This window comes from Kitasatospora sp. NBC_01287 (assembly GCF_026340565.1).
Taxonomy (GTDB): domain Bacteria; phylum Actinomycetota; class Actinomycetes; order Streptomycetales; family Streptomycetaceae; genus Kitasatospora.
The window spans coordinates 5,498,247-5,507,606 of sequence record NZ_JAPEPB010000001.1; the positions used below are offsets into that span (position 1 = coordinate 5,498,247).

Here is a 9,360-nt window from a genome sequence, read left to right on the forward strand (position 1 = left end):
TCGCGCGACGCGCACAACGTCATACACGGGCCGCCCGATCCGCCCCCAGTCAGTGGGGACGGACTGCCACCCCCGGTCAGAGGCCGGGGCTCTCTCTGTGCGAACAGACGGAGTGGCGGCGCGTAAGACCTCTGAAGAACCACAGGAGCCATGAATGGCACGCCTCGCCGGCGTTGATCTCCCCCGCGAGAAGCGGATCGAGATCGCCCTCACGTACGTCTACGGCATCGGCCGTACCCGCGCCCAGCAGACGCTGGCCGAGACTGGCGTGAACCCCGACATCCGCGTCCGCGACATCACCGAGGACGACCTCGTCAAGCTCGGCAAGTGGATCGAGGCCAACTACCGCGTCGAGGGTGACCTCCGTCGCGAGGTGGCCGCCGACATCCGCCGCAAGGTCGAGATCGGCTGCTACGAGGGTCTGCGTCACCGTCGCGGCCTGCCCGTCCGCGGTCAGCGCACCCACACCAACGCGCGTACCCGCAAGGGCCCGCGTCGCGCGATTGCCGGCAAGAAGAAGCCGGGCAAGAAGTAGTCCGCCCGTTAACCGGACATCCCTCCGGCCCGCGGGTTAGCGGACCGACCACCTCAGTAGGAGAAACAGACTTATGCCCCCCAAGGGTCGTCAGGCTGCCGGCGCGAAGAAGATCCGCCGCAAGGAAAAGAAGAACGTCGCTCACGGCCACGCGCACATCAAGAGCACGTTCAACAACACGATCGTCTCGATCACGGACCCCGCGGGCAACGTGATCTCGTGGGCGTCCGCGGGCCACGTGGGCTTCAAGGGCTCGCGCAAGTCCACCCCGTTCGCCGCGCAGATGGCCGCCGAGGCCGCCGCGCGCCGCGCGCAGGAGCACGGCATGCGCAAGGTCGACGTCTTCGTCAAGGGTCCGGGCTCGGGCCGCGAGACCGCGATCCGCTCGCTCCAGGCCACCGGCCTGGAGGTGGGTTCGATCCAGGACGTCACCCCCACCCCGCACAACGGCTGCCGTCCGCCGAAGCGCCGCCGCGTCTGACGCAGCGCCTTCGGGCACGCCTGCTCTGCACCACGTACGGGGTCCTTTCCAGGAGGGACCCCGTACGCTGGTTCTTGTTCGGCATCAAATAGTGGGTGCCGAGTACAACTGGAGGATCTGAAAACATGCTGATCGCTCAGCGTCCCTCGCTGACCGAAGAGGTTGTCGACGAGTACCGCTCGCGGTTCGTCATCGAGCCGCTGGAGCCGGGCTTCGGCTACACCCTCGGCAACTCGCTTCGCCGCACGCTCCTCTCCTCGATCCCCGGTGCCGCTGTCACCAGCATCCGGGTCGACGGTGTCCTGCACGAGTTCACCACCGTGCCGGGCGTCAAGGAGGACGTCACCGACCTCATCCTGAACATCAAGCAGCTGGTCGTCTCCTCGGAGCACGACGAGCCGGTCGTGATGTACCTGCGCAAGCAGGGCCCGGGTGTGGTCACCGCCGCCGACATCGCGCCCCCGGCCGGTGTCGAGGTGCACAACCCCGAGCTGGTCCTCGCCACGCTGAACGGCAAGGGCAAGCTGGAGATGGAGCTGACCGTCGAGCGCGGTCGCGGCTACGTCTCCGCCGTGCAGAACAAGGCGTCCGGCCAGGAGATCGGCCGGATCCCGGTCGACTCGATCTACAGCCCCGTGCTGAAGGTCACCTACAAGGTCGAGGCCACCCGTGTCGAGCAGCGGACCGACTTCGACAAGCTGATCGTCGACGTCGAGACCAAGCCCGCGATGCGCCCGCGTGACGCCATGGCCTCGGCCGGCAAGACCCTGGTGGAGCTGTTCGGTCTCGCCCGCGAGCTGAACATCGACGCCGAGGGCATCGACATGGGCCCGTCCCCGACGGACGCCGCCCTGGCCGCCGACCTGGCGCTGCCGATCGAGGAGCTGGAGCTCACCGTTCGGTCGTACAACTGCCTCAAGCGCGAGGGCATCCACACCGTGGGTGAGCTCGTCGCGCGCTCCGAGGCCGACCTGCTCGACATCCGCAACTTCGGTGCGAAGTCGATCGACGAGGTCAAGGCGAAGCTGGCCGGCATGGGCCTGGCCCTCAAGGACAGCCCGCCCGGATTCGACCCGACCGCCGCCGCCGACGCCTTCGGCGCCGACGACCTGGACGACGCGGGTTACGCGGAGACCGAGCAGTACTGAGTGTGTGCGGTGGGGGCGACTCCCAGCGGGTCGCCCCCACCGGCAATGCAATGAGCTAAGTCGTCCGGGCAACTGTGCCCGGCCGCCCGTTCCGGTACCTGATCCGGCCGGAGTCGGAGATTCAAGGAGCTACCATGCCCCGTCCCGCGAAGGGTGCCCGCCTCGGTGGCGGCCCGCACCACGAGCCGCTGCTGCTCGCCGGCCTGTGCCGTGAGCTGTTCCAGTACGGCCGCATCACCACGACCGAGGCCAAGGCCCGTCGGATGCGCCCGCTGGCCGAGCGCCTGATCACCAAGGCGAAGGTCGGTGACATCCACAACCGTCGCATCGTCCGCAAGACGATCACCGACATCGCGGTGCTGCACACCCTCTTCACCGAGATCGCGCCGCGCTACGAGAACCGCCCCGGTGGTTACACCCGCATCACCAAGATCGGTCCCCGTCGTGGCGACAACGCCCCGATGGCCGTGATCGAGCTGGTCGAGGCGCTGACCGTCGCGCAGACCGCGGTCGGCGAGGCCGAGGCCGCCACCAAGCGCTCCGTCAAGGAGACCGAGGCCGCCGCTGCCGCCCCGGTCGCCGACGAGGCCCCCGCTGACGCCGCCCCGGCGGACGAGCAGGCCTGACGCTCGCTAGGCACCCTGACGGGCCCGTTCCCCCGCTTCGGCGGGGGAACGGGCCCGTTCCCTTGTCGACGGAGGTACGGAGGTATGTGGTGAACGACTGCGCTGAGCAGGCGCCGGTGAAGGACGGACCGGCCGAGGGGCACGTCCGGGTCCGGCTCGATCTGGCGTACCACGGCGCCGAGTTCTCCGGGTGGGCGCGCCAGCGGGGGCGGCGCACGGTGCAGGAGGAGATCGAGAGCGCCCTGCAGGTCGTCACCCGCAGCCCCGAGCTCTTCCCGCTCACGGTGGCCGGGCGGACCGACGCCGGGGTGCACGCGCGCGGGCAGGTCGCGCACGTCGACCTGCCGCACGAGGTGTGGGCCGCGCACGCCGAGAAGCTGCTGCGGCGCCTGGCCGGGCGGCTGCCCGCGGATGTGCGGATCTACCGGGTGGGCCGCGCACCGGCCGGCTTCGACGCGCGCTTCGCGGCGATCTGGCGGCGGTACGCCTACCGGGTGGCCGACCACCCGGGCGGGGTGGACCCGCTGCTGCGCGGCCACGTGCTCTGGCACGACCGGCCGCTGGACATCGAGAAGATGAACGAGGCGGCGCGGCTGCTGCTCGGCGAGCACGACTTCGCGGCGTACTGCAAGAAGCGCGAGGGCGCGACCACCATCCGCACGCTGCTGGAACTGCGCTGGGACCGGGTGCCGATGGACCCGTACGCGGCCCAGGAGGGCTCGCTCGCGGTGGCCACCGTGCGCGCCGACGCTTTCTGCCACAACATGGTCCGGGCCCTGGTCGGCGCGATGCTGCTGGTCGGCGACGGGCACCGGCCGGCGGAGTTCCCCGGCGAGGTGCTGCGCGGCGGGGTGCGCAACAGCGCGGTCAATGTGATCCGGCCCTACGGGCTGACGTTGGAGGAGGTCGGCTACCCGGCCGACGACCAGCTCGCCGAGCGGAACAGGCTGGCCCGGCGGATGCGGACGCTGCCGGGCCAGGGGTAATCCGTTTGGTCCTGACCGGTGGTCGGTAGCACAATTCGGGCCCATGGGACACGTCGAGATTTCACATCTGGAGTACTACCTGCCGGACGGGCGGGTGCTGTTCGACGACGCGTCCTTCCGGGTCGGAGAGGGCTCCGCGGTCGCCCTGGTGGGTGCCAACGGCGCCGGAAAGACCACGCTGCTCCGGATGATCGCCGGGGACACCCAGCCGCACGGCGGGACGGTGACGGTGACCGGCGGGCTCGGCGTGATGCGCCAGTTCGTCGGCACCACCGGGCGTGAGGACCCGCGGGACGCCGAGGAGCGTTCCGGGCCGGGGGCGCTGCCGCCGGACGCCTCGGTGCGGGACCTGTTGGTCTCGGTCGCCCCGCAGCGGATCGCGGTGGCCGCCAAGGCGGTGGACGCGGCCGAACTGGCGATGATGGCGCAGGACGACGAGAAGTCGCAGATGGGCTACGCCCAGGCGCTCTCCGACTGGGCCGATGCCGGCGGTTACGACTACGAGACCGACTGGGACGTCTGCACCATGGCGGCCCTGGGGATGCCCTTCGACCGGGCCCAGTTCCGCGGCCTGAACACCCTCTCCGGCGGTGAGCAGAAGCGGCTGGTGCTGGAGTGCCTGCTGCGCGGCCCCGAGGAGGTGCTGCTGCTCGACGAGCCGGACAACTACCTCGACGTGCCGGGCAAGCGCTGGCTGGAGGAGGCCATCAAGGCCAGCCCCAAGACGGTGCTCTACATCTCGCACGACCGCGAGCTGCTCTCCCGGACCGCGGACAAGATCATCAGTGTCGAGTCGGGCTTCGGCGGTGGTGGCAGCAGCGTGTGGGTGCACGGCGGCGGCTTCGACTCCTTCCACGAGGCCCGCAAGGAGCGCTTCGCCCGCTTCGAGGAGCTCGGCCGCCGCTGGGACGAGGAGCACGCCAAGCTGAAGAAGCTGGTGGTCAACCTGCGCCAGGCGGCTTCGGTCAGCCACGCGCTGGCCACCCGCTACGCGGCCGCGCAGACCCGGCTGAAGAAGTTCGAGGAGGCCGGCCGGCCTGAGGAGCCGCCGCGCGAGCAGAACATCACCATGCGGCTCAAGGGCGGCCGCACCGGCGTGCGGGCGCTCACCATCGAGGGCCTGGAACTGACCGGCCTGATGCGGCCCTTCGACCTGGAGGTCTACTACGGCCAGCGGGTCGCGGTGCTCGGCTCCAACGGGTCCGGCAAGTCGCACTTCCTGCGGCTGCTGGCCGGCGACGCGACGGTGCGGCACACCGGGGGCTTCAAGCTCGGTGCCCGGGTGGTGCCGGGCCACTTCCGCCAGACCCACGCCCACCCCGAACTGCTCGGCCGCACGGTGCGCTCGATCATCGAGCAGGAGCACGCGCTCAGCCGGGGCGCCGCGATGGGGGCGCTGCGCCGCTACGAGCTGGACAAGCAGGAGGAGCAGAAGTTCGAGTCGCTCTCCGGCGGCCAGCAGGCCCGGTTGATGATCCTCAAGCTGGAGCTCTCCGGCGTCACCGCGCTGCTGCTCGACGAGCCGACCGACAACCTCGACCTCGACAGCGCCGAGGCGCTGCAGGAGGGGCTGGAGGCCTTCGACGGCACGGTGCTCTGCGTCACGCACGACCGCTGGTTCGCCAAGACCTTCGACCGCTTCCTGGTCTTCGGCGCCGACGGGCGGGTCTACGAGGCGCCGGAGCCGGTCTGGGACGAGGCCCGGGTGCGCCGCGAGCGCTGACGGACCCTCCACGGGTTTGGAGCTCGCACCCGGTAGCGGGTACTGTGGGCCCTTGTTGTGCGTATTGGCTCGCTCCATCTCACGTGAGAGGTCGGTACGCCGGAGATGCCAGGCCGATGACCAGCGGCTCCCCTTGAATTGCGTCCAAGTGGAGCCAGGCTGATCTCCTCGTCCAGGTGCTCCTGTCAGGACTCACTCACTGAAAAGCGAAGGCTACGACCGTGCGTACGTACAGCCCCAAGCCCGGCGACGTCCAGCGTCAGTGGCACGTCATCGACGCCAACGACGTCGTGCTCGGCCGCCTGGCCTCCCAGGCCGCCAACCTCCTCCGGGGTAAGCACAAGGCGATCTACGCGCCGCACGTTGACACTGGTGACTTCGTCATCATCATCAACGCCGACAAGGTGCACCTGTCCGGTAACAAGAAGTCCCAGAAGCTGGCCTACCGCCACTCTGGCTTCCCGGGCGGTCTGCGTTCGGTGCGCTACGACGACCTGCTGGACAAGAACCCGGAGAAGGCCGTCGAGAAGGCCATCAAGGGCATGATCCCCAAGAACAGCCTGGGCCGCCAGATGCTCTCCAAGCTGAAGGTCTACTCGGGCGACCAGCACCCGCACGCTGCCCAGCAGCCGGTGCCGTTCGAGATCACCCAGGTCGCGCAGTAATTCCGGCCACCAAGCCCCTTAACTAAGAAAAGCTGAGGAACATCGTGGCCGAGAACGCTGCCATCGAGACCCCCCTGGACATCGAGGTCGACGAGGAGTACACCGAGTACACCTCCGAGGACACCGAGTCCTACTCCACCGAGTCGCTGGCCGGCCGCTTCAGCGAGGCCGTCCCCGGCGCCGGCCTCGGCCGTCGCAAGGAGGCGATCGCCCGCGTGCGCATCGTCCCCGGTACCGGCCAGTGGAAGATCAACGGTCGCACCCTGGAGAACTACTTCCCCAACAAGGTGCACCAGCAGACCGTGAACGAGCCCTTCAAGCTCCTTGAGCTGGACGGCCGTTACGACGTCATCGCGCGCATCGCGGGCGGCGGCGTCTCCGGTCAGGCCTACGCGCTGCGCCTCGGCGTGGCCCGCGCCCTGAACGAGGCGGACGTGGACAACAACCGCGCCGCCCTCAAGAAGGCCGGCTTCCTGATGCGTGACGCCCGTGCCGTCGAGCGCAAGAAGGCCGGTCTCAAGAAGGCCCGCAAGGCCCCGCAGTACAGCAAGCGCTAGTCACCCCCCGGGGTGCGTACCGCCCTTGGTGCGCACCCCGCAGGTGGGATCGACGCCCCGGAGCACTTCATGTGCCCCGGGGCGTTGTGCTCCCTGGACCGGTCAGGCGGCCAGGGACTCCTCCCCCACCGGTCGGCCCTGCCTCAGGCCGCGCCGGTGCCGGCAATGAAGGACGGGACTGTGGCACGACTCTTCGGTACGGATGGCGTACGCGGTGTGGCGAACATCGGTCTGACCGCCGAACTGGCGATCGGGCTGTCGATGGCCGCCGCGCACGTGCTCGGCGACGCGGGCGGCTTCGGCGGCCGGCGTCCGGTGGCGGTGGTCGGCCGTGACCCGCGCGCCTCGGGTGAGTTCCTGGAGGCGGCCGTGATCGCCGGGCTGGCGGGCTCCGGCGTCGACGTGCTGCGGGTCGGCGTGCTGCCCACACCCGCCGTGGCGTACCTGACCGGCGTGCTCGGCGCCGACTTCGGCGTGATGCTCTCGGCCAGTCACAACGCGATGCCCGACAACGGCATCAAGTTCCTGGCCCGCGGCGGCCACAAGCTGGACGACGCGATCGAGGACGCGATCGAGGCGGACTACCGGCACTACCTCTCGGGTGCCGAACCGGTGCGGGCGCGCCCCACCGGCAGCGCGGTCGGCCGGGTGCACGAGTACACCGAGGGCTTCGACAAGTACGTGGCCCACCTGGTGGCCGTGCTGCCCAACCGGCTGGACGGCATCAAGGTGGTCATCGACGGCGCGCACGGCGCGGCCGCCCGGGTGGCCCCCGAGGCCTTCGCCCGGGCCGGCGCCGAGGTGGTCTACACGCTGGGTGCCGAGCCGACCGGGCTGAACATCAACGACGGCGTCGGCTCCACCCACCTGGCCGGGCTGCGCGAGGCGATGCGCGAGCACCAGGCGGACCTGGGCATCGCGCTGGACGGCGACGCCGACCGCTGCCTGGCCGCCGACGCCGAGGGCGACGAGGTGGACGGCGACCAGATCATGGCGATCCTGGCGGTGGCCATGCGCGAGGCCGGCACCCTGCGCGGCAACACCGCGGTCGGCACCGTGATGGCCAACCTGGGCTTCAAGCTCGCCATGCAGCGCGAGGGGATCGAGCTGGTCGAGACGGGGGTGGGGGACCGCTACGTGCTGGAGGCGATGAAGGAGCACGGCTACGCGCTCGGCGGTGAGCAGTCGGGCCACGTGATCCTGCTGGACCACGCGACCACCGGCGACGGCACGCTGACCGGCCTGATGCTGGGTGCCCGGCTGGCCGCCACCAAGCAGCCGCTGGCCGACCTGGCCGCCGTGATGACCCGGCTGCCGCAGGTGCTGATCAACGTCAAGGGCGTGGACCGCGGCGCGGTGGCCGGCTGCGCCGAGCTGGCCGCGGCCGTCGCGCAGGCCGAGGCCGAACTCGGCAGCACCGGGCGGGTGCTGCTGCGCCCCTCGGGGACCGAGCCGGTGGTGCGGGTGATGGTCGAGGCGGCCGACCACGACCGGGCCGAGGCGGTGGCCGCGCGACTGGCGGCCGTGGTCAGCGAGCAGCTGGCGATCTGAGTCGGCCGCTCCGGGCCCGGCCGCTCCGGGCCCGGTCGCTGACCACGCGTCAGGGCCGGCTCAGAGCTTGCGCAGGAGGGCGCGGCGGACCTTGTGGTCGGCGCCCTTCTGCAGCACCAGGGTGGCCCGGCCCCGGGTCGGCAGCACGTTCTCCAGCAGGTTGGGCTTGTTGATGGTGCGCCAGACCTGGCGGCCGTACTCCATCGCCTCCTCCTGCGGCACCTCGGTGAACCGGCGGAAGTAGGAGCTGGGGTCCAGGAAGGCGGTGTCCCGCAGCTTCTTGAAGCGGGACAGGTACCAGTTCTCGATGTCGTCGGTGCGGGCGTCGACGTAGATCGAGAAGTCGAAGTAGTCGGCCACCGCGAGCCGGGTGCGGCCGTCGTTGCCCGGTAGCGCCGGCTGCAGCACGTTCAGACCCTCGACGATCAGGATGTCCGGGCGCTGCACCACCAGGCGCTCGTCCGGCACGATGTCGTAGACCAGGTGCGAGTAGACCGGGGCCGAGACCTGCTCCTTGCCCGCCTTCACGTCCGCCACGAAGCGCATCAGCGCCCGGCGGTCGTAGGACTCGGGGAAGCCCTTGCGGGCCATCAGGCCGCGCCGGCGCAGCTCCGCGTTGGGCAGCAGGAACCCGTCGGTGGTGACCAGTTCGACCCGCGGGTGCTCGGGCCAGCGGGCCAGCAGCGCCTGCAGCAGGCGGGCGGTGGTGGACTTGCCGACCGCCACCGAGCCGGCCACCCCGATGATGAACGGGGTGCGGGTGCGCTCGGTGTCCGCGACGTCCAGGAAGGTGCCCAGCGCCCCGCGCAGCTCGTGGGTGGCGTGGATGTAGAGGTTGAGCAGCCGGGAGAGCGGCAGGTAGACGTCGCGGACCTCGTCCAGGTCCAGCGCTGTGCCCAGGCCGCGCAGCTGTTCCACCTCGGCCGCGCTGAGCGGCAAGGGGGTGCGGTCGCGCAGGGCGCTCCACTCGGCCCGGGAGAGGTCGACGTACGGCGACGGCGACGGGCTGGGCGTCGAGGGTGCGCCCTGGCTACAGAGTTCGGTCAGCACATGGTCCATTGTGGGCCGTCCGGGGGCACCCGGGCGCT

Annotated in this window: 10 protein-coding genes; 9 read left to right on the forward strand and 1 reads right to left on the reverse strand. The window is 70.5% G+C overall.

Annotated features, from left to right (window positions below; all coding sequences use genetic code 11):
* Positions 1-154 precede the first annotated feature (154 nt).
* From rpsM to glmM, 9 genes are all read left to right on the forward strand, one after another.
* On the forward strand, positions 155-535 hold the full coding sequence (gene rpsM, locus OG455_RS23795) for a 30S ribosomal protein S13 (RefSeq protein ID WP_266296853.1): 381 nt from the start codon (positions 155-157) through the stop codon (positions 533-535).
* Between the two features lie 73 nt (positions 536-608).
* A complete protein-coding gene (rpsK, locus tag OG455_RS23800) occupies positions 609-1,016 on the forward strand; it encodes a 30S ribosomal protein S11 (protein WP_030232513.1) in 408 nt (135 codons plus the stop codon).
* A gap of 125 nt (positions 1,017-1,141) precedes the next feature.
* A complete protein-coding gene (locus OG455_RS23805; RefSeq protein WP_035800873.1) occupies positions 1,142-2,164 on the forward strand; it encodes a DNA-directed RNA polymerase subunit alpha in 1,023 nt (340 codons plus the stop codon).
* A gap of 134 nt (positions 2,165-2,298) precedes the next feature.
* A complete protein-coding gene (gene rplQ / locus OG455_RS23810) occupies positions 2,299-2,790 on the forward strand; it encodes a 50S ribosomal protein L17 (protein ID WP_266296854.1) in 492 nt (163 codons plus the stop codon).
* Between the two features lie 86 nt (positions 2,791-2,876).
* Complete coding sequence (gene truA, locus OG455_RS23815; protein ID WP_266296855.1) at positions 2,877-3,776, forward strand: tRNA pseudouridine(38-40) synthase TruA; 900 nt, start codon at positions 2,877-2,879, stop codon at positions 3,774-3,776.
* 43 nt (positions 3,777-3,819) lie between these two features.
* Positions 3,820-5,499, forward strand: coding sequence for an ABC-F family ATP-binding cassette domain-containing protein (locus tag OG455_RS23820; RefSeq protein WP_266296856.1), 1,680 nt, complete (start codon positions 3,820-3,822; stop codon positions 5,497-5,499).
* Positions 5,500-5,720: 221 nt separating this feature from the next.
* A complete protein-coding gene (rplM, locus tag OG455_RS23825; protein WP_266296857.1) occupies positions 5,721-6,164 on the forward strand; it encodes a 50S ribosomal protein L13 in 444 nt (147 codons plus the stop codon).
* 44 nt (positions 6,165-6,208) lie between these two features.
* Positions 6,209-6,721: a 30S ribosomal protein S9 gene (gene rpsI / locus OG455_RS23830; RefSeq protein ID WP_266296859.1), complete on the forward strand. Its 513-nt coding sequence runs from the start codon at positions 6,209-6,211 to the stop codon at positions 6,719-6,721.
* Positions 6,722-6,901: 180 nt separating this feature from the next.
* On the forward strand, positions 6,902-8,272 hold the full coding sequence (gene glmM, locus OG455_RS23835) for a phosphoglucosamine mutase (RefSeq protein ID WP_266296861.1): 1,371 nt from the start codon (positions 6,902-6,904) through the stop codon (positions 8,270-8,272).
* A gap of 60 nt (positions 8,273-8,332) precedes the next feature.
* Here glmM and coaA read toward each other — a convergent pair whose 3' ends face one another.
* Positions 8,333-9,331, reverse strand: coding sequence for a type I pantothenate kinase (coaA, locus tag OG455_RS23840; protein WP_266296863.1), 999 nt, complete (start codon positions 9,329-9,331; stop codon positions 8,333-8,335).
* Positions 9,332-9,360: the final 29 nt, after the last annotated feature.